The sequence below is a fragment of the Ensifer sp. LC384 genome (assembly GCF_001695865.1).
In the GTDB taxonomy this organism is placed as follows: domain Bacteria; phylum Pseudomonadota; class Alphaproteobacteria; order Rhizobiales; family Rhizobiaceae; genus Ensifer.
Window position 1 is genome coordinate 186,267 of record NZ_MBST01000001.1, and the last position, 24,728, is coordinate 210,994.

Here is a 24,728-nt window from a genome sequence, read left to right on the forward strand (position 1 = left end):
ATGCACTAGACAATCACCGTTTACAGGCACTGCCACTGAGGTATCCTGCGACCGCCGACAGCCATTGCCGCTCGGTTTCGATCGGTTCTTGAGAGAGGAGCAAAGACATGTGCGATGCGTGCGTCATGGAATCCGTAAAGCAGAAAATGTTGTCCCGCCGCAGCTTCTTCAAGGCAGCCGCCGTCGGAACGGCCGGCATCGCGGCGGCAAGTGCTGGCATCGCCCCACCGGCGCTCGCCCAGGGCCACACCGGCGTCACCGATCTCACCCACGAACTCTACGAGGAATTCCCGACCTTCTTCGGCCAGCAGCAATTCTTCCGCGAGCAAAAATTCAGCTACGCCAAGGACAAGTTCAACCTGTTCGAACTCAGGGTGAACGAGCATACCGGCACCCATGTCGATGCGCCGCTGCATTTTTCGGCCGATGGGTTGTCGGTCGCCGATCTGCCGGTCGAAAAGCTGGTCGTGCCGCTGTGCGTCGTCGACATTCGCCCGAAGGCATCCACTGACGCCGACGCGCAACTGACGCCCGACGACATCAAGGCCTGGGTCGCCGCCAATGGTGATATTCCGGAGAACGCCTGCGTCGCCATGCTCTCGGGTTGGGCCACCCATCTCGGCACCGACAAGTTCCGCAACGCCGATGGCGGCGGCAAGCTGCATTTTCCCGGCTTCCACGTCGAGGCGGCAAAATATCTGCTGGAGGAAACCAAGGCGGCCGGCATCGCCGTCGACACGCTTTCGCTCGACCACGGCGCCTCGCCCGATTTCGCCACCCATTATGCCTGGCTGCCGGAAGGCCGCTGGGGACTGGAGGCGGCTGCCAACCTAGACAAGGTGCCGGCCAAGGGCGCCACTCTCGTCCTCGGCGCGCCGAAACATCGCGGCGGCACCGGCGGCCCGGCCCGCGTCTTTGCGCTCGTCTAAACCTTCGCCTGCCGATCCGGCGGCTCTCGGTCGCCGGAAGCATCCCATGACGCATCCCCTTTCGGAGAGACCATGAGCACCATCGCCCCGCCCGCCAATCCGGAATCAGACCCGCGCGTCAAGGCGGTGTTCGACGACATCCGCGCCACCCGCAAATCGGATTTCATCAACAATATGTGGCTGTGGCTGGCCTTCGATGCCGACCTGCTGGAGCAGACCTGGCGCGACGTCAAGGCGGTGATGGCAACGCCCTCCGCACTCGATCCGCTGGTCAAGGAAATGCTCTACATCGCCGTTTCCGTCAGCAATGGCTGCGGCTACTGCGCCCATTCCCATACGGCCGCCGCCAGAGCCAAGGGCATGACTGACGCCGAGCACGCCGATCTCTTGCGGGTGATCTCGCTTGCCGCCAGAACCAACCAGCTGGCAACCGCATTGCAGGTGCCGGTGGACGCCGCCTTCGACCGGACGGCCTGATGGCGGGTGGGCGGAGAATGAGCGGCTTCGAAATCGCCTGTCTTTCCACAGGCTTGGTGCGGCTGGCGCAGAAAACGGAATAAAAGAAGAACATCCTTTCTGGCCTTTCGCCTCCGAATCACTACATTGAGCCGCATGATGAGTGGTTTCGACGACATTCCCTTCTTCGACGAAGAGCCGGCCCCGCGCAAGCAGGCACCGGCAACGGGCGGCATCGCCGCGCGCGCCATGGCGGCCCGCGACCGCCAGCAGCGCCCGGATTATCTCTCCGGCCTCAATCCGGAACAGTCCGAAGCGGTGGAATCCCTCGATGGCCCGGTGCTTGTTCTCGCTGGCGCCGGCACCGGCAAGACCCGTGTGCTCACCACCCGCATCGCCCATATTCTTTCCACCGGCCGCGCCTTCCCCTCGCAGATCCTCGCCGTGACCTTCACCAACAAGGCGGCGCGCGAGATGAAGGAGCGCATCGGCGTGCTCGTCGGTCACGCGGTCGAGGGCATGCCCTGGCTCGGCACCTTCCACTCGATCGGCGTCAAGCTGTTGCGCCGCCACGCCGAACTCGTCGGCCTGCGCTCCGACTTCACCATTCTCGATACCGACGACGTCGTCAGATTGATCAAGCAGATCATCCAGGCCGAAGGTCTGGACGACAAGCGCTGGCCGGCCAAGCAGTTCGCCGGCATGATCGACGGCTGGAAGAACAAGGGCCTCGACCCGGCGCAGATCCCCGAGGGCGACGCCCGCGCCTTTGCCAACGGCAAGGGCCGCGAGCTCTACGCCGCCTACCAGAACCGCCTGCGGACCTTAAATGCCTGCGACTTCGGCGATCTGCTGCTGCACCCGATCCGCATGTTCCGCACCAATCCGGATGTGCTGAAGGAATACCACGACAAGTTCCGCTACATCCTCGTCGACGAGTATCAGGACACCAATACCGCGCAGTACATGTGGCTGCGGCTTTTGGCGCAGCGGGCCAAGGGCGTGCCGCAGAACGTCTGCTGCGTCGGCGACGACGACCAGTCGATCTATGGCTGGCGCGGCGCGGAAGTGGACAATATTCTGCGCTTCGAAAAGGATTTCCCCGGCGCCAAGGTGATCAAGCTCGAACGCAACTACCGCTCGACCGAGCATATTCTCGGTGCCGCCGCCCATCTGATCGCCCACAATGAGGGGCGGCTGGGCAAGACGCTGTTTACCGAACGCACCGACCCTGGTGACGAAAAGGTGCAGGTGCACGCGGCCTGGGATTCCGAAGAGGAAGCCCGCGCCGTCGGCGAGGAAATCGAACAGCTGCAGCGCAAGAGCCACAAGCTCAACGACATGGCGATCCTGGTGCGCGCCTCGTTCCAGATGCGCGAGTTCGAAGACCGCTTCGTCACCCTCGGGCTGAACTACCGCGTCATCGGCGGTCCGCGCTTTTACGAGCGGCTCGAGATCCGCGACGCCATGGCCTATTTCCGCCTCGTCTGCCAGCCGGCCGACGACCTTGCCTTCGAGCGCATCGTCAACACGCCGAAGCGCGGCCTTGGCGACACCACCATTCGCACCCTGCACGACTATGCCCGCGCCCGCGACATCCCGATGCTCGCCGCAGCCAAAGACATCATCGAGACCGACGAGCTGAAGCCGAAGGCTCGAAAGGGGCTGTTCGACGTCGTCGCCGATTTCGGCCGCTGGCAGAGCCTGCTCGAGACCACTGTGCATACGGAGCTTGCCGAGCAGATCCTCGATGAGAGCGGCTACACGGCGATGTGGCAGAACGACAAGTCCGCCGAAGCACCGGGCCGGCTTGAAAACCTGAAGGAACTCATCCGCTCGATGGAAGCCTTCGAGAGCCTGCGCGGCTTCCTCGAGCACGTCTCGTTGGTGATGGACGCCGAGCAGAACGAAAATCTCGATGCCGTGTCGATCATGACGCTGCATTCGGCCAAGGGGCTGGAGTTCGACACGGTCTTCCTGCCCGGCTGGGAGGAAGGCCTGTTTCCGCACCAGCGCGCTCTCGACGAGGGCGGCCGCTCCGGCCTCGAGGAAGAACGGCGCCTCGCCTATGTCGGCATCACCCGGGCAAAACACCGCTGCCACATCTGGTTCGTCTCCAACCGCCGCATCCATGGCCTGTGGCAATCGACTATGCCCTCGCGCTTCCTCGACGAGCTGCCGATCACCCATGTCGAAGTCGCCGAAACCGAGCAGTCCTATGGCGGCTACGGCCGCGGCGGCTATGGCCAGTCACGCTTCGACAAGGCCGATCCGTTCCAGAACAACTATTCCACCCCCGGCTGGAAGCGCGCCCAGCAGCACCGCTCGGACGCGACACGCGACAACTGGGGCTCGCGCTCCGGCCACGCCGTCGAGCGCATCGGCTACGGCGAAAGCGGCCCGCGCGGTCGTACCATCGACGGCGAGCTGGTGGCAAAATCCACCAGCACCGAGCCCTCACGCTTCACCGTCGGCGACCGCGTCTTCCACATGAAGTTCGGCAACGGCAACATCGCGGCGATCGAAGGCAACAAGCTGACGATCGACTTCGACAAGGCCGGGCAGAAGCGCGTGCTCGACGGGTTCGTCGAGAAGGTGTGAGTGGGTAAAGCCCTCGGCGGCTATCGGCCGCCCTACAGGTGCTCGACGCGAAGACGCCCGCCCCAATGGTCGTTCAGGTATTCGCAGACGAGGCTGCGGTGGCAGCGGTGCGGCTTGTCCTCGGCGCAGAGCAGGCAGGCGCCCTGCAGCGCCTCCGGCTTGACGTGCTGCTCGACCTTGCGCTCCGCCATGAGATCGAGAAAGTCTCGCGAAAAGGTCTTCCAGTCGCCCTTGTCGGTCTTGTAGGCCTTCATGATCGCCTCGGTGGGCGCGAAGAGCGGCTGGTGCACGTAGTCGATGCCTCCGATCCGTTTCAGGAAGAAGGCAAGGTCATTGGCCTTGGCGAAGCCGGCAAGCTGCGAGGTGTTGTGCAGCCGCACATCGACAACCGTCTTGACACCGGCCTTCTGCAGGCGATCGAAGAAATCTTCGGCCGATGACTTGGTGAAGCCGATCGTCGAAACCTGCACGTTCTCCATGGCGCTCACCCCAGTTGCCCACTGTCACACAGCCCCGGCGAAGCTGAAGCCTAGACCATCTTGCGGTAGACGATAAAGCCCGAACGCTCCGCCACCTTGTCGTAAAGTGCCATCGCGGTGGCGTTGGTCTCGTGCGTCTGCCAGTAGACGCGCGGCGAGCCTGCCGCTTGCGCCGCCGCATAGACGCCTTCGATCAAGGCCGCGCCGACGCCCTTGCCCCGCACAGCTTCACTGGTGAAGAGATCCTGAAGGTAGCAATTGGGGTGGATGGACGTCGTGCTGCGATGAAAGAGATAATGCGTCAGCCCGACCAGCCGCCCCTCGCTTTCCGCCACCAGCGCATGCATCGGCTCGTAGGCATCGAAGAAGCGCGACCAGGTCATCGCGGTGATATCAGGATCGAGCGCCGTTGCACCCGAGCGACCATAAAAGGCGTTGTAGCCATCCCAGAGCGGCAGCCACTGCTCGTAGTCGCCGCGGGCAAGCGGGCGGATGCGAACTGCGTCGGTCATGTCTCTATCCTGCTCTTTGGCGGCGAATATGGCTTCGCTCCCAGCATCTGCGAATTGTGCGCGCAGCGCATCTTTGAGACTGACTTTTCCCCTGCAAATTGAAATATTACACTCACCTAATGTAATTGCGAAATGCCTGTCTCAACAATCAAAATGCGAGCGGCGACATGTCTTGGACAAGCACGACACGTTGGTTGGCGGAACTGGGCCTGACAGAAGCGCGCGAGGCCGATCGGCAAGGTATACTGGTCGCCAATCTGGCGGCAGCCGTTATTGCAGTCTCGTCGAGTGGTTTCGCTGTCATCTACGCACTCTTCCAGCAACCAAGCCTGCAGGGTTTGGTGGTTTGCAATGTTCTGCTCGCGACCGCTGCCACCATCACACCTCTGTTCCATCGGTTTGGAAAGAGAGCATCGGCACTCTGGGAGTTCACCATATGTGCCGTGGCACTCACGGTCGTCAGTGCGCATCTCGGCCGGGACTCCGGGGTTTTATTCAATCTTCTGGGCGTCACACCCGTCGCATTTGCAATATTGAACCTGGACCATTGGAGGATGGTCGCCAGCCTCGGCCTCCTCACCGCCATTGTGATCATCGTGGGCGGCATCGCCTTTCCGATGCCACTGCCCGGTATCTATGCCGACGAGAGCTTCCTCCAGCTCGTCAACGCCTCTGCGATCCTGACCGTCACCCTTCTGATGTTCGCGACCATGCACTATGCTCTCACGCTGGCGCGCGATGCCCAGATGCGCCTGAGCAATCTCATGCTGTCGATCATGCCCGCCGAGATCGTCGAACAGTTGCGCAGAGATGACCACGCCGCCACGATCAAGAAATTCGATACGGCGGCGGTGCTGCTCATCGATATCGTTCAGTTCGTCAGGCTTTCCAACGAGCTCGGTCCGGAACGGACGGTCGCGCTGCTCGACGATTTCTTCTCGCAGCTCGACGCGGCATCAGCCCGGTTCGGCGTCGAGAAGATCAAAACGATCGGCGACGCCTATCTGGCCGCAGCGGGCGTACCAAGCGCCCATCCCAATAGCGTGGAGGCAGCCGCCGGCTTCGGCTTCCTCGCGTTCGAGATCGCTGAAAATGTCGGCAGGACGCACGGGGTCGTGCTGCATTTGCGCATCGGCATGGCCTCGGGATCCGTCACTGCCGGAGTGCTGGGCCGCACCCGCTATGCCTACGACATCTGGGGAGCACCGGTGAACCTTGCGGCACGGCTCGATGCGATCGGCCACGCCGGGTGCATCGTCACGACGCGCGACGTCAAGGCCGCCCTCGACGGCAAATTCGCGTTTGAAGCCGGCGAAATCACCAACATCAAGGGATTTGGCGATACGGAAACATGGCGCATGAGCCTACAGCGCCGCGCGTCTATTTAGACGCGCAAAGGTCGCTGTAACACTTTGAGTTGCTGCATAATTTTGTCCTTAAATCGATTCCGATTTAAGGAATTATGCAGTAGCCCGCTAGCAGCGGACTTCGCCCCTTGCGGCACGTTGCCGCCGCCGGCAGTGTCAGGCGCCTGGCGCAAATCCACGAAGCGGCGCAGCGATCTGGCGGTCGCTGACCCGGACGGTCAGGCGGCACCCGGCATGGCGACCTCATCTCTTGCCATCACATTGATGATCTCATCGACGCCGGTCAGGATCGCGTCGCCCATGAAGGCGATGTTGTCCATCGAGCGCTCGCCCGCCTCATGGTGTCCGGCACCGCAGGCGTCGCGGATAACGATCGGCACAAGCCCAAGGTCGGCGCCATGGCGCACGGTCGGGTCGATGCCGATCTCTGTGGCGATGCCGCAGATGGCAAACGAGGTCAGTCCGAGATCGCGCAGGATGATGGCCAGTGGTGTGCCCTCGAAGGCCGAAAACGTAATCTTGTCCAGGATCGCTTCGCCCTCGCGCGGCGCCAGTTCCGGCACCAGCTCGAAGCCCGGCGTGCCACGCAGGAACCAGGGCTTCACCGCATCAGGATCATCCGTGCGCTGCCAGGCCATTGCCTGGCGCAACTGGAACGCGCCCATCAGCGGTTTCGGCATCGACAGGTGCCGCAGAAAGATGACGGGATAGCCGCCGGCCCGTGCCGTCTCCAGAACCTTCAGCACCTCAGCCAGGATCGCCGGGCCATTCTTGACCTGGTTGGCGATCCCCACCTGCATGTCGTAGACGACCAGCGCCATCCGGTCCGGCCGGCAAAAATCGGCAAGCGTTTTCCCAATTTCCAGTGAAACTGCCATCATTCCCCCTTCCGGCCCCCTCCTCAGGCGGCCGTCCCACGCTTCAATCAAGCACCGGCAATGTGGCGCGGCGGTTCCAAGGTTTCAATACGGCCGGCAGCAGATGATGGTGGTGGCAGCGCCACCTCAAGCGTCTCCGTCCCCGCCTGTCCTCGCCTTGCTGATCAGCGCCATGACTTCGGCATCGGAGGTTTGCTCGAAGTCGCGATAATGCAGGCCGACGGCGCGGAAGAAGGCGGGGGTGGAGAGGCAGACGATGCCATCAACCGATGACCGCAGGCGCGCGATCGCGCTGGCCGGCGCGACGGGAACCGCCAGCAGCAGGCTGCGGACACCGGTCCGGCGCAGCGCCTCGATCGCCGCGCGGATCGTGCCGCCGGTGGCAATGCCGTCATCGACGAGCACCACATTGCGATCCTTTGGCGAAAGCGGTTCGCGGTCACCGAGATAGAGTATGCGCCGCCTTGCTATCTCGGCGCGTTGGCGCTCGGTTTCGGCGGCGAGGTAGCCACGCGGCGGCCGCACCAGGCGCACGGCCTCGCGGTTCAGCACCAGTTCCGCCTCTTCGCCATCGACCAGTGCGCCAAGGCCGAATTCCTGATGGCCCGGTGCGCCGATCTTGCGCACGATCAGCACCTCGAGCGGCGCGTGGAGATGCATGGCAATCTCGAAGGCAACCGGAACGCCACCACGCGGCAGCGCCATTATCAGGGGCTCCGGCGGCGCCTCGGCCGCCACCGCCTGCGCCAGCCGGCGGCCCGCATCGGCCCTATCCTCAAACAACACCGGTCCCGTGAACATGTCGCCTCTCCCAATCAGCGGAAAGCCTTTTGACACACTTGGCACCGCGTCGCGACCAACCAAACACCCCACCGTCCGGCAGTTGTCATCCAGCATCGCTGGACAACCGCGCCAATCGTAGCAATCGCTAAAATTGCAGCGAATTTCGCCGGATTTCGTTAAGGCGCCAAAGCTACCAATTGACCATGCATATTTGGCTTTGTCGCAAGCCGCCTTCCTCGATTTTAGCACGACGGGCCGTTTCGAAATGAGCTTTCTCCCCGCCCTATCGATCATCTCCCTGCTGCTGATGCTGCCGGTGCTGCTGTCGCTGCGGAAATCCTCGACCCCGGGCGCCGCGGAGTTCGCTTCAGGCTGCGCAACGACGGCCGTTGCCATGGCGCTGGTGATGTTGTCCGAGGTTTCGTCGCTCCGGCCGCTGGCGCTTGTCGGCTATGCGTTTCTTGCCGTCGCCTGTCTCTTCGTTCTTGCCGGGTTCCGCGCATTCTTCGCTCTGCCCAGCTGGAGGTCGGCAATCCTGTCGCTCGGCGCAGCCTCGGCTGCCACCATATCGGTTCTGGCAGCCTCGGGCCCGGAGAGTGTCGCAACTCGGGCGCTGATCGCGCTCGGCATCGCGGCCGCCGTCTTCGTGGTCGCTTCCATTTTTGTCCTGAGGCTGCGCACGGCCAGCGATCCGACAATGCGACGGGGGATCGTCGTCGGGGCTGCCGTTGCCGGCGTGACGCTCCTGCATATCGCCGCACACCTGCCGGCCGCCACCGTGCACCAGACCGGCCCGGTCGCGCAGGTCGCCTGGAATTTCGCGCTGGCGGCCATGTGGCTGCTCTACATGCCGATCCTGTTTCTTGGCGTCATACTCATGGCGCATGACCGCGTGATCGCCGATCTCAAGACCACGATCGCCCGCGACGAGCTGACGGGAGCGCTGTCCCGACGCGCCTTCATCGATCTCGGCGAGCGCCTGTTCGTGTCGTGTCTCGCCCGCACGCGCCCGGCCGCCTTCCTGCTGCTCGACCTCGATTATTTCAAGCAGATCAACGATCGCTACGGCCATGCCGCCGGCGACGCCGCGCTCGGCCATTTCGCCGGTATCGTCGCAGCCTGCCTTGCCGGACGCGGCACCTTCGGGCGCATCGGCGGCGAGGAATTCGGGATCGTTCTGTCCGATCACACGGAGGGGGAAGCGTTTCTGCTCGCCGAGGAGATCGGCCGCACGGTCCGTGACACGCCTATCGGCCGCTTCGGCCAACCGATCCGGTTGACGGTCAGCATCGGCATTGCAAGCGCGGGTCAGGGCGACACGATGACCGACGTGATGGTCCGGGCTGACATGGCGCTCTATGCGTCCAAGGCCGACGGCCGCGACCGCTGCACGATCGCCGGCCGGCTGCAGCCGGATGCGAGCGCGCGCGTGCTTGCCGCCGCCGCCGCGCAGCTTCGCGCTGCCGAAGACTATTCGCGCGCACCGCAACTGCTGCGCGACGCCGGCTGAGGCAACCTCCGCACGGCCCGCCTCTTGCCACCCTTCTTGCAATGACAGCGGCAGAACCTATGTGAACGGGGCAGTCCATCGGAGGAAATCCATGTCCCGTTCGTTCCGCGTCTCGATCCTGGCCGGCCTCGCCGCTGTCGTGACGACCGTCTCTCCCGCCCGCGCCGAAACCGTCGGCGAAGTCGGCGTCGACTGGCTCGGCAACGACATCATCGTCGACGCGGTCAGCGACCCCAAAGTCAAGGGCGTGACCTGTCACGTCACCTATTTCGATCGCGGCGTCATCGACCGGCTGAAGAACGGCAACTGGTTCGAGGATCCCTCCAACAACTCGATTGCCTGCCGCCAGACCGGCCCGATCGAGATCGGCGACATCGATCTCTCGAAGGAAGGCGAGGAAGTCTTCCGCTCCGGGCTGTCACTGATCTGGAAAGATTTGCTCGTCACCCGCATCTACGACCGCAAGAACGACACGCTGATCTATCTCGCCCACTCGCGCGAACTGACCGACGGCTCGGCCAAGATGTCGATCACGACGATCCCGCTCTACGGCCAGACCGTCAACTGGCAGGAAGGCAAACCCAAGCCTTAGAAAAACGAACCCTCCCGGAACGTCGTTCCGGGAGGGTTTTGTCACGCGCCGGTCCCCACACCTGGCGTCGAACCTTCATTGCTCAATAGGAAGGCGGGACGAGACCCTGGTAGTACTCGCCGTCACCACCCTGGTAGCGCTCAAAAGACGGCCGCTGGTAAATGACGCGCGGCGGCGCGGTTCTGTAGATGCTGCCGGTCGGCATGCGGTCAACGGAACCGTCGTCCATCATCCTCGGTTGCGCCGTCGTGCGCGGCTGGATGGCATGGGGGTCGATACCCTGGTAATAGCTGTCGGCGAATGCCGGAGCAGCGACACCAGCGATCGCAGTCGATAGAACAAGTGCAGCAAGTGAGTTTCTCAGAGACATTTTCATGACATCAACTCCTATGTCGTTGTCTTTGCATCACCCGGCCTCCGTTCGGGTACGAGCAAGAACGTACCATACACCCACTTGTTCCCCTGATGTAGTTGACGTTTCGCTCACATAATCTCGTGCAACGGTGATGAACATTACGCAACTGTAACTTGACCGGCTCGGCCATGTGGAGCCACAGGCGCCGATACATTTCCGCAAGCATCTGAAAGATCGTGATTTTTTTACAGCCGAAAGGGCGCGCGAAAACGCCGTGCCGTTTTGCGCCGTCGCCGGTTTTGACGACGATAATGCTGAAAACCATCCGCGACCGTGGAAAGTTCCCGAAGAAAGAAAACGCAAGCGGCCCGGAACTTTGTCCCGAGCCGTCTCGAATTGCGTTGCGATGTCGCTGCGATCAGGCCGCCTGGGCCAGTTCGTCCGCTATCACCGTGTCGAGATTGAGGAAGCAGACCATGGTCTTTTCCAGCGCGACGATGCCGCGGCAGAAGGCGCGCTGCGCCTCCGGAATGATCTCCGGTGCCGGCTGCAGGTCTTCGCTCTTGATGGTCATCATGTCGGAAACCTGCTCGACGAGCAGACCGACCAGCTTGCCGGCGATATCGGTGACGATGATCGCCGAACGCTCCGACGGTTCGGTCATCTTCATGCCGAGGCGGCAGGCCATGTCGATGACCGGGATCACCGCGCCGCGCAGGTTGATGAGGCCGAGCACATAGGGCGGCGTGTGCGGCATCGGCGTCACCGGCGCCCAGCCGCGGATTTCGCGGATCGCCATGATGTCGATGCAGAATTCCTGGTCGCCCAGATGGAACGAAACGATTTCGAGATAGGCACCCGACTGCTTGATTGCGTTGGACATGATCAGAATTCTTCCCAATTCTCACCGGAGGCCGACGTCGATGGCACGGAGCCCGGTTGGTTGCCGAAAGCGCCCGCAAGCTTGCCCATGAGGGCCTTGGCGGGGGATGGAGCTGGACGCGACGTCGATTTCGCCGAGGCGAGGTTGCGCAAAGGCACTGCCCTGTCGGTGCCTCTCGGCACCAGCCGTGCCGATGCCGGCGTTACCGATGTCGGTGTCGCCGTCGTCTTGGTTTGGACAGGAGGAGGCGCCGCCGGCTTCACGCTGGCGGTTACCTGCGAGGGCGCGCTGGAGCGCATCGATGCGTGGGCTGCACGGCCCTCGTGGAACTGGCCGACGAGCTGCGTCAGCTTTTCAGCGTCCTGCGCCAGCGTATGGCTTGAGGCGTTGGTCTGCTCGACCATCGCGGCGTTCTGCTGAGTCATCTGGTCGAGCTGGCCGACGGCCGTGCTGATTTCGTTGAGCCCGGTCGACTGCTCGCGCGCCGCCATGACGATGGAACTCATGTGTTCGTTGATGCGGGCGACGTCGGCACCGATGCGGCCGAGCGCCTCGCCCGTCGCCTGCACCAGCCGGACGCCGGTGCCGACCTCGTTGCCCGAGCGGCTGACCAGCGTCTTGATATCCTTGGCGGCACCGGCGGCGCGCTGCGCCAGCTCGCGCACTTCCTGCGCCACGACGGCAAAACCCTTGCCGGCTTCCCCTGCCCGCGCTGCCTCGACGCCGGCGTTCAGTGCCAGAAGATTGGTCTGGAAAGCGATCTCGTCGATGACGTTGATGATCTTGCCGATCTCGTTCGAGGCATCCTCGATGCGGGCCATGGCGCTGATCGCCTCGCCGACGATGCGGCCGGATTCCTGCGCATTGGTGCGCGTGTCGTCGACCATGCGGCTCGCCTCTTCAGCGCGCTGTGTCGCCGTGCGCACGGTCACCGTGATCTCGTCAAGGGCGGCGGATGTCTGTTCCAGCGAGGCGGCCTGCTTTTCGGTGCGGCGCGCCAGGTCGTCGGCGGCGGTTCGCATCTGGCGGCCGTTCGATTCGATCGAGAGTGCGTTTTCCTTGACGTTGAAGAGCACGTCGCGCAGGCGCTCGACCGTCTGGTTGAAGTTGCGGCGAAGCGTGTCGAGATTGCCGTCGAAGGGCCGGTCGATGCTGACGGCCAGATCGCCTTCGGCAAGCTGCGTCAGCGCCAGGCCGAGGCTGTCGACCGCCGCCTGGATGCGGCGCACCGCCTCATCGCGTTCGCCCTGCTGCTGTTCACGTTCCTTCTCGATCTCGCGGCGGCTGGCCGCGGCATTCTGCTCGAGCGATTGCTTTTCGATGGCCGAGGCGCGGAAGAGGTCGACGGAGCGGGCCATGACGCCGATCTCGTCGCCGCGCTCGAGCGCGTCGACCTTGGAACCGAGCTCGCCCTTCTGGATGCGCTGCATGCTGTCGCGAAGCCCGAGAATGCCGCGGCGCAGCGTGGCGCCATGGAACCAGAGCAGGCCGAGCAATGTCGCCATGGCGACGAGGCCGGCGACGCTCTGCAGCAAAAGCGCATCGGCCGAAACGGCGCGTGCTTCGTCGACCCGCGTCTGAACCAGCTGGGTCGCCGCTTCGGAGAGCTGCGAAAGTGCTGTGCCGAGCCGTTCGCCGGCGCCGTCGATCGCATCGTCGATCTTGCCGAACTCTTCGGTCGAAGCCTTGCCTTCCACCAGCGCCTTCAGGTCAACGCCGATTGCCTGGCGAAGTTCGGCCAGATCCGCGTCGAAGGTCGAAAGCGCGTCGGCCCGGCCGAGCAATGTCGCAAGGGTCTTGATATCGGCCTTGCTCGCCTCGAGGAGGCCGAGCGTGGTTGCTATGCTCGCAGCGCGTTCCGGGTGGATGACGCCTTCGTCGCGGTCGACGATCGTATCCATCGCATTGAGGACGAGATTGGTGGTGGCGAGCCGCATCTCGTCGACGGTGGTCAACCCGCGTTGCGCGGTGATGGCGCCGTTCAGCGCCTCGTTCGAGCGCATGTCGTCATACCAGCCGACGCCGAGCACCGAGCCGAAGCCGACGAAGGCGGCACCGGCGAGCGTGGCAAGCCGCTGGCTGACGGAGAGGTTCTTCTTCAGGGGCGCAGACGTTGCAGTCATAGAGCAGTCCATGGTCACGGACCTGCCCAAAGCCAGGCGAAGTCCTCCGTTAAAATCGATGCGGAAAGCCGGGCTCGATCAAACCGGATGACGTCATGTCATGTAGAGGTGAAGCACTTCACCCGCGTTGGCAAAACACTGGCAAACAGACCTTAAGCATTCGCTAAGGCGGGCACGCAAGTCTGAGGATAAGCCTAGGGTCACGGTCTAAAGCCTGCCGTCCCTTCCCCTCGCCGTTTCCGATGCTATGATGGGACCATGAACACGAGAACGCAGAGATCGATCCGCCTCCCGCTGCTTGCGGGTCTTGCGATGGCGCTCGCTGTCGTGACGCTTGTCGCCTTTCGCGGCTGGATGTCGAACGACGCCGATATCTTCCTGGCGCTCGCCCAGTCCGGCATTGCCTGGTGCTTCTGATCTGACGAGCCTGTCGGCCGGAGCATTTCCAGGAAAAGTGCAAAGCGGTTTTCCGTCCGGAAATGCGTCGACACAAAGAGATTGCCTGCGGCAATTGTCCCATTTGCGTGGCCGCGATGGAGACGGTATCAAAAGCCGATCAACCTGATATGGCCGGCCAAGGCCCCAACAAAATCGGTAGCACGCATGAAAACCATTCGCATCGCCCTTTGGGCCGCCGTCGTCGTCATGGCCGGCGTTCTCGGCTGGCTGACCTATGAGATGACCCAGTCGAAGCAGCAGGCCGCCTCCGGCCCCTTCGGCGTGCCCTTCACGCTGGTGACGCAAGACGGCAAGGAGATCACCGAAAAGGCCTTCGCCGGTAAGCCGACCGCGCTGTTCTTCGGCTTCACCCATTGCCCCGAGGTCTGCCCGACGACACTGTTCGAGCTGAACGGCTGGCTGGAAAAGGTCGACCCGGAAGGCAATAAGCTGCAGGCCTATTTCATCACCGTCGACCCCGAGCGCGATACGCCTGAAATTCTCGGCCAGTACGTCTCCAACGTTTCCAAGCGGATCACCGGCATTTCCGGCCCGGCCGACAAGGTGCTGGATATGGTCAAGGGCTACCGCGTCTACGCCAAGAAGGTGCCGCTCGATGCGGAAAAGCCCGACGGCGATTACACCATGGACCACACCGCCTCGGTATTCCTGCTTGACGCCGACGGCCGTTTCTCCGGCACGATCGCCTACGAGGAAAACCCCGAGACGGCGATCAAGAAGCTTGAGAACCTCGCTAAGGGCTAACGTCGGCTTCAGCACCAATCGAACAGTTTTGAAAGCGCCGGCATCGCCCGGCGCTTTGCGTTTGCCAAGCATTCATGGTAGCGGCGGGGGCTTGCAGCGCCGCGCGCCGGATAGGGCGCACGAAGATTATGCAGTGTCAGCCGAAGGACAGAGCCTTGAGCGAGATCAGACTTTTCGTCACCACCACCGAGAAGCAGGCGGAAGCCGTGCTCGACCGCTTGAGCGAGGTCTTCGGCGAAGAGGATTTTGCCATCGGCACGACGGAAGTCGACGAAAAGCGCGACGTCTGGGAAGCTTCGATCTACATGATGGCGGCCGACGAGGAGAGCGTGAACGAGCGTCTGGCCGAAGCACTTGCCGACGGTTTCTCTCATCTTCCAATCGCGCGTGAAGTGCTGCCGGATATCGACTGGATCGCCAAGTCGCTCGAAGGGCTGGCGCCGGTGCGTGCCGGCCGCTTCGTCGTGCATGGCTCCCATGACCGCGACAAGATCCGGACCGGTGAAATCGCCATCGAGATCGAGGCCGGCCAGGCCTTCGGCACCGGCCACCACGGCACCACCGCCGGCTGCCTCGAAGTGCTGGCGACCGTGGCGCGCACCCGCGCGGTGCGCAACGTGCTCGACCTTGGCACCGGCAGCGGCGTGCTGGCGATCGCCGCCTGGAAGCTCCTGCATGTGCCGGTGCTCGCCACCGACATCGATCCGATCGCCACCCGCGTTGCCGAGGAGAATGCCCGCCGCAACGGCGTCGTCACCGGCATGACCTTTGCGACGGCCCCAGGCTTTCATTCCACCGCCTTCAGCGGCAACGGCCCGTTCGACCTGATCATCGCCAACATTCTCGCCCGCCCGCTGATGAAGATGGCGCCGCAGCTGACGGCCAATCTCGCGCCCGGCGGCTCGGTGATCCTGTCGGGCATTCTTGCCGAGCAACGCTGGAAGGTGCTTGCCGCCTATAATGGCCAGCACCTGCGCCATGTCCGCACCATCTGGCGCAACGGCTGGGTGACGATTCACCTGGAGAAGTAGGTGTCGCGGGCGCTATTGTCGCCGCCCCTCATCCGCCTGCCGGCACCTTCTCCCCGCGGGCGGGGAGAAGGCAACGGTGGCACTGTACTGCCATGTCATCCCCTCCCCACGCCCTTTCCGTTCTAGCCAGCGCTGCGCGCAGCAACATCCCGTTGCTCGATGAACAAACCTCTCAGCACACCACCTCCCAGCAGGCCAGCCAGCGCGCACGTCCCCTCGCCCCGCCTGCGGGGAGAGGGTTAGGGTGAGGGGCATTCGCGCACCACAGCAAGCGCCGGCGCCATACAGGCGTCACACACCTTCAAAAACCGGAAAAACGAAAAGGCCGCCACGTCTATCATGACGGGCGGCCCTTCGAAACAAAGGCGATGCCAGGGGCATCGCCTGCTGGTCGGCTTGAGACCGACCATGCCCGCGAGCCTGAGGAGGAGGAGCGCTCGAGCGGGCGTCTACCGTTCCGAAATTGGCCACCCTTGAGGGAGGAGGAGAACAGAATGACCAACTATTCTCGGAACTGCAGGCTTTTGAACCACCGGATGTTCGTCCGTGTTCGTTGAGGCGGCTTGTAAACTATTATTCCGATAGAGATAGCGGCTTCTTGGCATAGGAGCCATGCGCAAAGCGCATATGTATGGTAAATGAGCAATTGCCCTTTAATTCTGTGCACGCCTCGCTGCGGAATTGGTGGGCAGGATCTCGCCTCTTTCCTCGCAAGGGGGCTTTCCGCTAAGATCGCGCATCTTTCCCGCGGTTCTCCGCCCAATCTACCGGAAATCCCTCATGTTTCAGTCCTTTGAAGTCACCTCCACGCCCCAGTTCGGCAAGGAGCGCACCGAAGCTTTGCGCGCGTCCTTCGCCAGCCTCGGCATCGACGGTTTCCTCGTGCCGCGTGCCGACGAGTTCCAGGGCGAGTATGTGCCGGCGTCGTCGGAGCGGCTTTCCTGGCTGACGGGCTTCACCGGTTCGGCCGGCGTCGCCCTCATCACTGAGCGTCAGGCCGTCGTTTTCGTCGATGGACGTTACGTGACCCAACTGAAGGAACAGGTCGACGGCCAGGTCTTTACCGGCGGCGACCTCATCGGCGAACCGCCGCATCTCTGGCTGGAACACAACGGCACCAAGGGCTTCAGGCTCGGTATCGACCCGTGGCTCCATACCGGCGCCGAAGTACGCCGGCTGGAGAAGGCCCTTGCCACACTCGGCGGCTCCCTGGTCTTCCTCGACCACAACCCGCTTGACCGCATCTGGACCGGGCGTCCGGCCGCCCCGCTCGGCCGCGTCTCCATCCAGCCGATCGAGCAGGCCGGCGAGCTTGCCAAGGACAAGATCGCCACGATCGCAGCCGGCCTCGAAAAGGCCGGCGCCGGTGCCGTCGTCTTGACCGACCCCTCCTCCGTCGCCTGGACCTTCAATATCCGCGGTACCGACGTGCCGCATACGCCGCACCCGCTCGCCCGCGCCATCATCCACGCCGATGGCCGCGCCGAGATCTTCCTCGACAAGCGCAAGACCGGCATCGAGCAGGAAGCCTATCTCACCCAGATCGCCGAGATCGCAGCGCCGTCGACCTTCGACGACCGCCTGAAGGCGCTCGGTGCGGCCGGCGCCACGGTGATGCTGGACCCTGATCTCGCTTCGTTTGCCATTTCCGAGCTGATCCGCGGCAACGGTGGCAAGGTGGTCGAAGCCGTCGATCCCGCCCGCCTTCCTCGCGCGCAGAAGAACAAGGCCGAGATCGAGGGCTCGACCCGCGCGCATCTGCAGGACGGCGCCGCCATGGTCGAGTTCCTCGCCTGGCTCGACAAAGCCGAGCCCGGCACGGTCACCGAGATCGGCGCCGCCAACCAGCTGGAGGCCGCCCGCGCCGCCGTCGGCGAGCGCATGCAGAACCCGCTCAAGGACATTTCCTTCGACACCATCTCCGGCGCCGGCTCGCATGCGGCGATCATGCACTATCGCGTCACGACCGACACCGACCGCGCGATCGAAGCCGGCACGATGTTCCTGATCGATTCCGGTGCGCAATATATCAACGGCACCACCGACATCACCCGCACGGTGGCGATCGGCGCTGTTCCGGAAGAGCAGAAGCGCTTCTTCACGCTGGTGCTGAAGGGCATGATCGCCATCAGCACCGCGCGCTTCCCCAAGGGCTCGCGCGGCGTCGACCTCGACCCCTTGGCCCGCATCGCACTGTGGAAGGCGGGCGCCGACTATGCCCATGGCACCGGCCACGGCGTCGGCTCGTACCTCTCGGTGCATGAGGGCCCGCAACGCATCGCCCGGCTTTCCACCCAGGAGCTGCTGCCCGGCATGATCCTGTCGAACGAGCCGGGCTACTACCGCCCGGGCGCCTTCGGCATCCGCATCGAAAACCTGATCGTCGTGCAGCCGGCCGAAGAGATCGCCGGCGGCGACCTGGCCATGCTCGGCTTCGATACGATCACCTATTGCCCGATCGACCGCCGCCTGGTGCTGCCCGCGCTGCTGACCGACGAGGAGCTGGCCTGGTTCAATGCCTACCACACTGAGACGCGCGAAAAGCTGATGCCGCTGTTGGTGAGCGACGAAACCCGCGACTGGCTGAAGGCGGCAACGAAAGAAATCGCACGCTGAGTCAGGCATTCCGAAAGGGCTGGAGAGTGTTTCCAGCCCTGCCAACGCGCGGCGCAATCGGCAATGCAGCAACCTCGAGCGGAAGAGACGCCTGAACAGCGCCTCAGGCGATCTTCGCGGCACCGATTCACGAAAAAAGGCATTCCAGGCGGCAGCCGCTTCCCGGCTATCCCTGGATCACGATGATGGAGCGGAAAACCGCACACACCTTTCCTCAGCCAGCGCTACTGCATAATTCCTTAAATCGGAATCGATTTAAGGACAAAATTATGCAGCAACTCAAAGTGTTACAGCGACCTTTGCGCGTCTAAATAAACGCGCGGCGCTGTAACGCCGGCTTTTCGAGAAGCAGCAGAAAGGCCCGGGAAAGCCCCGGCTTTTCCGGTCAGATTCCCAACAGCTTCTTGGCCTCGCCGAGCGTTGCCTCCGAAGCGGCGTGATCGCCGGCCTTGTGCTGGTCTTCGCCCTGCTGGCGCAGCTCTTTGACCTTCGCCATGTCGGCGTCGGAAAGAGAGGCGGTCGGCAAGGCCGCATCGATCGCAGCCATCAGCGTGGGGCACTGGCTGGCAAGGGCCGTCGCAGGCACAAGCGCCAGCAAAAGGGCAATCGAGATCCTGGTAATCATGGTCGCTCCTCCACCGCCGGGAGGCAACTGCATGTTTCCTTAGATCCTAGACGATTTGGGGATAAAACATGCAGCAATTCAAAGTGCTACAGCGGCATTTGCGCGTCAGACAGATGCGCGGCGCAGTAGTGCCTCTCCGGCAATCAAAAGATGATAATCCAGGACGCGCCCGCCGCCAATGCCGGTGAGCCAACAGCCTGCCCCGAGGCGTCTTCGACGAGATGACCAGCGGCAGGGATTGCCCGTGGGATGGGCGACCTACAGCACCAGATGGCGGATCAGCATCACCACCACCCAGCCGATGACGAGCATGCGCAAGGTGGAAAGGTTGAGCCCGAGCGCAATCGCGAAGGCGACGAACATCGAGACCGCGACGTCGAAGCCGCCATAGACGAAGGCCGGCGCCACCAGCGTCGTCAACACGGCCGCTGGAACGGCGTTCAGCGCCGATTCGAGCCGCGGCGGAATCTGCTTCATCTGGGTGATGAGCACATAGCCGCCGATGCGGGTTATGAAGGTCGCAACCGCCGCCGCGATGATGAGGTAGATGAGGTTGAGGTGCTGCGGATCCATGGCTCAAGCCTCCTTCTCGATGGCGACGGGTGGTGTTGGCACGGTCTCGGCCGGCGGCAGGCAGGCGGCAAGCAGAATGCCCGCCAGCGCCCCTATGCTGACATGCCAGGGCGAGCCGACGAAATGCATGCCGGCAACGGAGGCAACGGCAGAAACGGCAACGATCGGCAGGAAGCGGTCGCGCTTGCGGAAACCCATCACCAGGCCAAGGAAGTAGATCGGCAGCAGCACGTCGAGGCCGATTGCCTTGGGATCGCCGATCAACTGGCCGAAGATCGCGCCAAGCAGCGTGTTGAAGATCCAGGGGAAATAAATCACCAGGCCGAAGCCGAGATACCAGGGGAAGGTCACCGGCAGGCCGCGCTCGCCGCGCTTCTCCGTCTCGGCATATTGCGGATCGACCAGCAGGAAGAAGGCGAAGAACTTCTGGACGAGGGTGAAATGCCGGACGTGCTTGGCGATCGAGGCGGAATAGAGCACGTGGCGGAAGTTGACGGCGAAGACCGAAAGCACCACCAGCCAGGGCTGGACGTTGTTTCCGAACAGCTCGATGCCGACCATCTGGCTGGCGCCGGCATAGACAGTCGCGCTCATGAACACGGCATCGGCAATGGTAAAACCGTTGTCGACCGCAAGCGCGCCGAACAGCGCACCGAACGGCGACGCCGCCAGCATGATCGGGAAGCCGCCGCGCACCCCTTCCCAGAATTCGTCTTTTCTCATGGAGTCCTCCCGCGGCACCGGCCATGGGCGCCCGCGGCATGCCGCCTTTGATCGGGATCGATCAGGGCCACATGCAGCATTTCAAAACTGCAACGACCGTCGCGCGCCTGACACGGCGCGTGGCTGTCGTCCTGTGCCGGACAGATAGGCGCTTCGCCCCTGACCAACAATTCAATTGCGCTTATGCAATGATTGAATTTTATGATGCCTGCCCGCTGCAGGCTTGAACGAAATGCGCACGGGCCGGCAAGCGGAGGCGGTTTTGTCCGCGCCGACGTTCTGTTTGCCGAAGATCACTTCCCGGTGGAACAAGGCGCAGGCCGCATGAACCTGCGCCCCACAAAATCGCGGTGCGTTCGTTTGGCGCCGCAAAGTCGCATGAAAGCAAGATGCGTTAGCGCTTGACCTGGAACGTATGCTCGACGCCCGGGAAGGTGCGCGCCTTGACCTCGTTTGCGTATTCCTCGGCCGCCTTGGAGATCGCCGGCGCCAGTTCGGCGAAATGCTTGACGAAGCGCGGCTTGAAGTCGTTGAACAGGCCAAGCATGTCGTCGGAGACCAGGATCTGGCCGTCGCAGGCCGGCGAGGCGCCGATGCCGATGGTCGGCGAGCGCAACTCGCTGGTGATTTCGCGCGCAACCGGCTCGACCGTGCCTTCGACGACGATCGCAAACGCGCCGGCATCGTCGATCGCCTTGGCGTCGCGACGGATCTTGGCCACTTCCTTCTCGTTGCGACCGACCGAGCGATAGCCGCCAGTGGTGTTGACGAGTTGCGGCATCAGCCCGACATGGCCGAGAACCGGAATGCCGCGGCTGACGAGGAACTCGACCGTCTCGGCCATCTCGGCGCCGCCCTCGAGCTTCACGGCGCTACAGCCGGTTTCCTTCAGAACGCGTGCAGCACTTCGGAAGGCCTGTTCCTTGGATTCCTGGTAGGAGCCGAAGGGCAGGTCGATGACGATGCACGAGCTTTCCGAACCGCGCATGACCGCCTGGCCATGGGCGATCATCATGTCGAGCGTGACGCCGACTGTGGTGTCGAGGCCATAGAGCACCATGCCGAGCGAATCGCCGACCAGCAGGAAATCGACATGCGGATCGAGCAGCCGGGCGATCGGTGTCGTATAGGCGGTCAGGCTGACAATCGGGCGCTCGCCCTTCAGCGCCTCGATATTGGCAGGGCTCAGGCGGCGTCTGGAAGTTTGTACGCTCATTCTCAGGCAACCTTTGCAAAATGGGCTGATTTCGGAGCAATCACGCGGTTGTCGAGCAGCTTCGTCGTGCCGAAGCGGACGAAGAGCAGCAGGAGCACCGGCTTGGCGCCGATCGCGCCAATGGTTTCGAGCGTGTCGGGGTCGCGCAGCGCCACGACCTCGGGTCGGGCCAGCGGCTCCGTGGAAAGAAAGGCCGTGACCGCCCGTTCCAGTTCGGCGACATCGGTGATCCCGGACGCGACCAGCCGTTCGGCCTCGGCAAGCGCCTTCGGCACGATGGCAGCCGCCTGGCGCTCCTCAGTGTTGAGGTAGACATTGCGCGACGAACAGGCGAGCCCGTCGGCCTCGCGCACTGTCGGCACGCCGATAATCTCCACCGGCTGGGCGAGATCCTCGACCATGCGGCGGATGATCTGCAGCTGCTGGAAATCCTTCTCGCCGAAATAGGCGCGATCAGGCTGCACGATGTTGAACAGCTTGGTAACGACGGTCGCAACGCCGGCAAAATGGCCGGGGCGCACCGAGCCTTCAAGCTCGGAGCCGAGCTTCGGCACGTCGACGACCGTTTCCATCGGGCGCGGATACATGTCGGATACGCCGGGCGAAAACAGAAAGTCGACGCCGCCCTCCTCAAGCATCGCCTGGTCGCGAGCGAGATCGCGCGGATATTTGCTGAGGTCCTCGTTGGGACCGAACTGCAGCGGATTGACGAAGATGCTGGCAACGACCACGTCGTTTTGGCCGCGCGCACGACGCACGAGCTCCATATGGCCGACATGCAGGTAACCCATGGTCGGCACGAGCCCAACCGTCTTGCCCGCCCGCCGGTATTCGGCAAGGGCTGCGCGCAGCTCGGTGATGGTGGTGATGGTCTTCAAGTCCGGACCCTCCAATCCGCGAAGGCGCCGATCGCGCCCTGCCCCGCGGCATAGGGCGCTCGGCCGGCTCCGCGAAAAGGCAATCGCACAAAATTTGGCTGCAAACCTCTATCTTGTGCAGCGCAAAAAGACAAACGGAATTGGTGCCGCCGCGAACGGGACGAACCCGGTCATCGCCGACCCATCGCAGATCGGCGAGCGTGCCGCGCGGCCTGAACGGGCACAAGCCATCCGGCACGCTCGGGCTCACTGGCCCGTAGAACTCGGCACCCGCCACGGCGGATCAAGCCGGTTGGCTCCTGCGAAATAGAGCACGATGCGGTTGCCGGCGGGATCGAAGACTTCGGCCTCCCGCCAAAGCCAGCTCTTGTCGGCGGGGCTGCTGGCAAACAGGATGCCGGCCTCGATCAGCCGGCTGACGGTCAGATCCAGATCGTCGCACTCGAAATAGACGGTGGTCCCGCCGCTGCCCGCTTCGCCCTGATGCAGTGAAAACGAACTGCCGCCATCCGGGCAGACGAAGCGCACGTAATGCGGCCGCGCATCGACGATCGGCCGGAGACCGAGCGTGCGGTAGAATTCCCACCCCGCATCGAGATCGGGCATCGTCACCGTCACCTGGTTCAAACGCATGGTATCCCCTCACATCATGAGCGCTGGCTGACGTCGCCAGCATTATTCGCTGCACCGCCTTTGCGCGAAGCTCAGGCCACGGAGCATCCGTCAGAACCGCTCGCTGTGCAAATGATACGGATCCCGGCACGAACCACTGCCTTGCGAGACGGCCAAGCCGCCCCGCAATCGTCGTTGCACCAAGCCGAATGCATATCTGCGCGGCCCATCGACTTGCACCGCTGCCGATCGGCTTAGGCTTCTCCCCTCACCCGAACTTGACGAGATTGAGCGCCGGCAGCGGCCCGCCCGGGAACTGCACCAGCCTGCCGCCGATCGCGAGCGACCCGAGGTCGATGCCGAAGAAACCGAGGCTGTCGATCAGCGCTGCGACCTCTGCCTTTGCGGCGTCATCATCACCGGAGAAGAACAGCACGCGGCTGCCGCCTTCGGCCTTCGGGTCGCCGGAAAGGAGCGGCGGCAGCAGGTGGTTGAATGCCTTGACGACGCGGGCGCCGGGTACGAGCCCGGCAAAGACCTCGCTCGACAATCGGCCATCGAGCTGCGCCGGCTTGAACAGCGGCGCCTCGATCGGGTTGTTGGCGTCGATGACGATGCGGCCGTTCCAGTCGGGCAGGCCCGCAAGCGCCGTCGGCAGCCTCGACCAGTTGACGGCAACGAGCACGATATCGGCGCTTGCCGCCTCTTCCCGCGTGCCGGCAGTGATGAAGGGTGCGAGTTCGCCGGCGAGCACCCTCAGGCTTTCCGGGCCGCGGCTGTTGGCGATGATTGCAGGGATCGATGCTTTGGCCAGCGCCCGGGCGAAGGCCGATCCGATATTGCCGGATCCGATGATACCGATGGACATGGACATTCTCCTTTGTGCGGCCGCTTAGGAAAGCAGCCGATCTCCAAGGGCTGCAGCGGCTGATCAGGGTTGGTAGGCGGTAGCGGGCGCCGTTTGCGCGCCCGCTGCCTGTCGATGCCGATCGGTCAGGCGGTAAAGCCGCCGTCGGCGACGATGTCGGCGCCGGTGACGAAGGCCGCCTCCGGGCTTGCCAGATAGGAAACGACGCTGGCGATCTCCTCCGGCTTGCCATAGCGGCCGATCGCCATGCCGGGGCCGACGATCTTGGAGACGGGGCCGCCATCCGGGTTCATGTCGGTGTCGGTCGGGCCGGGATGCACGGTGTTGACGGTGATGCCGCGGGGGCCGAGATCGCGCACGAGGCTGCGGTTGAAGCCGGCGACAGCGCCCTTGGTCAGCGTGTAGAGCGAGGCCGTCGGAAAGGCGGCATAGCGCACCATCGACGAGCCGATGTGGATGACGCGGCCGCCCGGCTTCATGTTGCGCACCGCTTCCTGGGTGGCGACGAAGACGCCGGTGACGTTGACGGCGATCATTCGGTTGTAGTCCTCGTCGGTGATCTCGTCGATCGACCCGCCGAGCGCGATGCCGGCATTGTTGACGAGGATATCGACACCGCCCAGCACATCTGCCGCCTGATTGACGGCAGCGCGCATCGCGCCGGCATCGCCTGCATCCGCCTTGATGGCAACGGCACGGCCACCCTCAGCCTCGATCTCAGCCACCACGGAGGCCGCCTTCTCCGGCGAGCCGTGATAGGTGATGGCGACGGCCGCACCGTCTGTGGCCAGCCGCCTGGCGACGGCGGCGCCGATCGAGCGCGAGCCGCCGGTAACCAGCGCCACCTTGCCTGCAAGCGTCTTTCTATTCTCGGACATGAGCTTCACTCCTTCAGCGTTTCGATGGAGTGGATAT

25 protein-coding genes are annotated in these 24,728 nt (G+C 63.5%); 10 read left to right on the top strand and 15 right to left on the bottom strand.

Annotation, left to right across the window (positions count from 1 at the left end):
• Window positions 1–107 precede the first annotated feature (107 nt).
• The 3 genes from BC363_RS00950 (at window position 108) to BC363_RS00960 (ending at window position 3,986) form a co-directional block, all read left to right on the top strand.
• Window positions 108–929 carry a cyclase family protein gene (locus BC363_RS00950; RefSeq protein ID WP_065786822.1) on the top strand — a complete coding sequence of 274 codons (822 nt, stop codon included), beginning with the start codon at window positions 108–110 and terminating at the stop codon, window positions 927–929.
• Between the two features lie 72 nt (window positions 930–1,001).
• Window positions 1,002–1,406 (top strand): carboxymuconolactone decarboxylase family protein, encoded by a 405-nt coding sequence (locus BC363_RS00955; protein WP_065786821.1) that lies wholly within the window; start codon window positions 1,002–1,004, stop codon window positions 1,404–1,406.
• 135 nt (window positions 1,407–1,541) lie between these two features.
• Window positions 1,542–3,986: a UvrD-helicase domain-containing protein gene (locus BC363_RS00960; protein WP_065786820.1), complete on the top strand. Its 2,445-nt coding sequence runs from the start codon at window positions 1,542–1,544 to the stop codon at window positions 3,984–3,986.
• Window positions 3,987–4,018: 32 nt separating this feature from the next.
• On the opposite strand, the gene BC363_RS00965 is transcribed toward BC363_RS00960, so the two are convergent.
• Together BC363_RS00965 and BC363_RS00970 are read right to left on the bottom strand one after the other, a co-directional pair.
• On the bottom strand, window positions 4,019–4,465 hold the full coding sequence (locus tag BC363_RS00965) for a DUF488 domain-containing protein (protein ID WP_065786819.1): 447 nt from the start codon (window positions 4,463–4,465) through the stop codon (window positions 4,019–4,021).
• Window positions 4,466–4,515: 50 nt separating this feature from the next.
• The gene (locus tag BC363_RS00970) at window positions 4,516–4,977 is read right to left on the bottom strand and encodes a GNAT family N-acetyltransferase (protein ID WP_065786818.1); all 462 of its coding nucleotides are present in this window, start codon (window positions 4,975–4,977) and stop codon (window positions 4,516–4,518) included.
• A 194-nt stretch (window positions 4,978–5,171) separates the two neighbouring features.
• Here BC363_RS00970 and BC363_RS00975 point away from each other — a divergent pair, with 194 nt between their 5' ends.
• Window positions 5,172–6,365 (top strand): adenylate/guanylate cyclase domain-containing protein, encoded by a 1,194-nt coding sequence (locus BC363_RS00975; protein ID WP_065786817.1) that lies wholly within the window; start codon window positions 5,172–5,174, stop codon window positions 6,363–6,365.
• Between the two features lie 197 nt (window positions 6,366–6,562).
• Here BC363_RS00975 and BC363_RS00980 read toward each other — a convergent pair whose 3' ends face one another.
• Together BC363_RS00980 and BC363_RS00985 are read right to left on the bottom strand one after the other, a co-directional pair.
• Window positions 6,563–7,225 (bottom strand): cysteine hydrolase, encoded by a 663-nt coding sequence (locus tag BC363_RS00980; RefSeq protein ID WP_065786816.1) that lies wholly within the window; start codon window positions 7,223–7,225, stop codon window positions 6,563–6,565.
• A gap of 123 nt (window positions 7,226–7,348) precedes the next feature.
• The gene (locus BC363_RS00985; protein ID WP_065786815.1) at window positions 7,349–8,023 is read right to left on the bottom strand and encodes a phosphoribosyltransferase; all 675 of its coding nucleotides are present in this window, start codon (window positions 8,021–8,023) and stop codon (window positions 7,349–7,351) included.
• 247 nt (window positions 8,024–8,270) lie between these two features.
• Here BC363_RS00985 and BC363_RS00990 point away from each other — a divergent pair, with 247 nt between their 5' ends.
• Together BC363_RS00990 and BC363_RS00995 are read left to right on the top strand one after the other, a co-directional pair.
• Complete coding sequence (locus BC363_RS00990) at window positions 8,271–9,515, top strand: GGDEF domain-containing protein (protein ID WP_065787026.1); 1,245 nt, start codon at window positions 8,271–8,273, stop codon at window positions 9,513–9,515.
• Window positions 9,516–9,606: 91 nt separating this feature from the next.
• The gene (locus tag BC363_RS00995) at window positions 9,607–10,107 is read left to right on the top strand and encodes a CreA family protein (protein ID WP_065786814.1); all 501 of its coding nucleotides are present in this window, start codon (window positions 9,607–9,609) and stop codon (window positions 10,105–10,107) included.
• 82 nt (window positions 10,108–10,189) lie between these two features.
• On the opposite strand, the gene BC363_RS01000 is transcribed toward BC363_RS00995, so the two are convergent.
• The 3 genes from BC363_RS01000 to BC363_RS01010 form a co-directional block, all read right to left on the bottom strand.
• Window positions 10,190–10,483 carry a hypothetical protein gene (locus BC363_RS01000; protein WP_065786813.1) on the bottom strand — a complete coding sequence of 98 codons (294 nt, stop codon included), beginning with the start codon at window positions 10,481–10,483 and terminating at the stop codon, window positions 10,190–10,192.
• 397 nt (window positions 10,484–10,880) lie between these two features.
• Window positions 10,881–11,345 carry a chemotaxis protein CheW gene (locus tag BC363_RS01005; protein WP_018326507.1) on the bottom strand — a complete coding sequence of 155 codons (465 nt, stop codon included), beginning with the start codon at window positions 11,343–11,345 and terminating at the stop codon, window positions 10,881–10,883.
• A 2-nt stretch (window positions 11,346–11,347) separates the two neighbouring features.
• A complete protein-coding gene (locus tag BC363_RS01010) occupies window positions 11,348–13,468 on the bottom strand; it encodes a methyl-accepting chemotaxis protein (protein WP_065787025.1) in 2,121 nt (706 codons plus the stop codon).
• 258 nt (window positions 13,469–13,726) lie between these two features.
• Here BC363_RS01010 and BC363_RS35265 point away from each other — a divergent pair, with 258 nt between their 5' ends.
• The 4 genes from BC363_RS35265 to BC363_RS01025 all read left to right on the top strand — a co-directional run bounded on the left by BC363_RS35265 (window position 13,727) and on the right by BC363_RS01025 (window position 18,318).
• Window positions 13,727–13,885 carry a hypothetical protein gene (locus BC363_RS35265; protein ID WP_202618514.1) on the top strand — a complete coding sequence of 53 codons (159 nt, stop codon included), beginning with the start codon at window positions 13,727–13,729 and terminating at the stop codon, window positions 13,883–13,885.
• 186 nt (window positions 13,886–14,071) lie between these two features.
• Entirely contained in the window at window positions 14,072–14,671 is a 600-nt protein-coding gene (locus BC363_RS01015; protein ID WP_065786812.1) for an SCO family protein, read from the top strand.
• 155 nt (window positions 14,672–14,826) lie between these two features.
• Window positions 14,827–15,702 (top strand): 50S ribosomal protein L11 methyltransferase, encoded by an 876-nt coding sequence (locus BC363_RS01020; protein ID WP_065786811.1) that lies wholly within the window; start codon window positions 14,827–14,829, stop codon window positions 15,700–15,702.
• A 780-nt stretch (window positions 15,703–16,482) separates the two neighbouring features.
• On the top strand, window positions 16,483–18,318 hold the full coding sequence (locus BC363_RS01025; protein ID WP_065786810.1) for an aminopeptidase P family protein: 1,836 nt from the start codon (window positions 16,483–16,485) through the stop codon (window positions 18,316–18,318).
• Window positions 18,319–18,703: 385 nt separating this feature from the next.
• Here BC363_RS01025 and BC363_RS01030 read toward each other — a convergent pair whose 3' ends face one another.
• The 8 genes from BC363_RS01030 to BC363_RS01070 form a co-directional block, all read right to left on the bottom strand.
• A complete protein-coding gene (locus BC363_RS01030; RefSeq protein ID WP_065786809.1) occupies window positions 18,704–18,943 on the bottom strand; it encodes a hypothetical protein in 240 nt (79 codons plus the stop codon).
• Between the two features lie 258 nt (window positions 18,944–19,201).
• Window positions 19,202–19,516 carry an AzlD family protein gene (locus BC363_RS01035; protein ID WP_025427706.1) on the bottom strand — a complete coding sequence of 105 codons (315 nt, stop codon included), beginning with the start codon at window positions 19,514–19,516 and terminating at the stop codon, window positions 19,202–19,204.
• Window positions 19,517–19,519: 3 nt separating this feature from the next.
• Window positions 19,520–20,239 carry an AzlC family ABC transporter permease gene (locus tag BC363_RS01040; protein WP_065786808.1) on the bottom strand — a complete coding sequence of 240 codons (720 nt, stop codon included), beginning with the start codon at window positions 20,237–20,239 and terminating at the stop codon, window positions 19,520–19,522.
• Window positions 20,240–20,633: 394 nt separating this feature from the next.
• Window positions 20,634–21,455 (bottom strand): 3-methyl-2-oxobutanoate hydroxymethyltransferase, encoded by an 822-nt coding sequence (gene panB / locus BC363_RS01050; protein ID WP_065786806.1) that lies wholly within the window; start codon window positions 21,453–21,455, stop codon window positions 20,634–20,636.
• A 2-nt stretch (window positions 21,456–21,457) separates the two neighbouring features.
• Complete coding sequence (gene panC, locus BC363_RS01055) at window positions 21,458–22,333, bottom strand: pantoate--beta-alanine ligase (protein WP_065786805.1); 876 nt, start codon at window positions 22,331–22,333, stop codon at window positions 21,458–21,460.
• A 246-nt stretch (window positions 22,334–22,579) separates the two neighbouring features.
• Window positions 22,580–22,966, bottom strand: a complete 387-nt coding sequence (locus BC363_RS01060; protein WP_065786804.1) for a glyoxalase/bleomycin resistance/extradiol dioxygenase family protein — start codon at window positions 22,964–22,966, stop codon at window positions 22,580–22,582.
• A gap of 247 nt (window positions 22,967–23,213) precedes the next feature.
• The gene (locus BC363_RS01065) at window positions 23,214–23,819 is read right to left on the bottom strand and encodes an NAD(P)-binding domain-containing protein (protein ID WP_280137962.1); all 606 of its coding nucleotides are present in this window, start codon (window positions 23,817–23,819) and stop codon (window positions 23,214–23,216) included.
• Window positions 23,820–23,938: 119 nt separating this feature from the next.
• A complete protein-coding gene (locus tag BC363_RS01070; protein ID WP_065786802.1) occupies window positions 23,939–24,691 on the bottom strand; it encodes a 3-oxoacyl-ACP reductase family protein in 753 nt (250 codons plus the stop codon).
• Window positions 24,692–24,728: the final 37 nt, after the last annotated feature.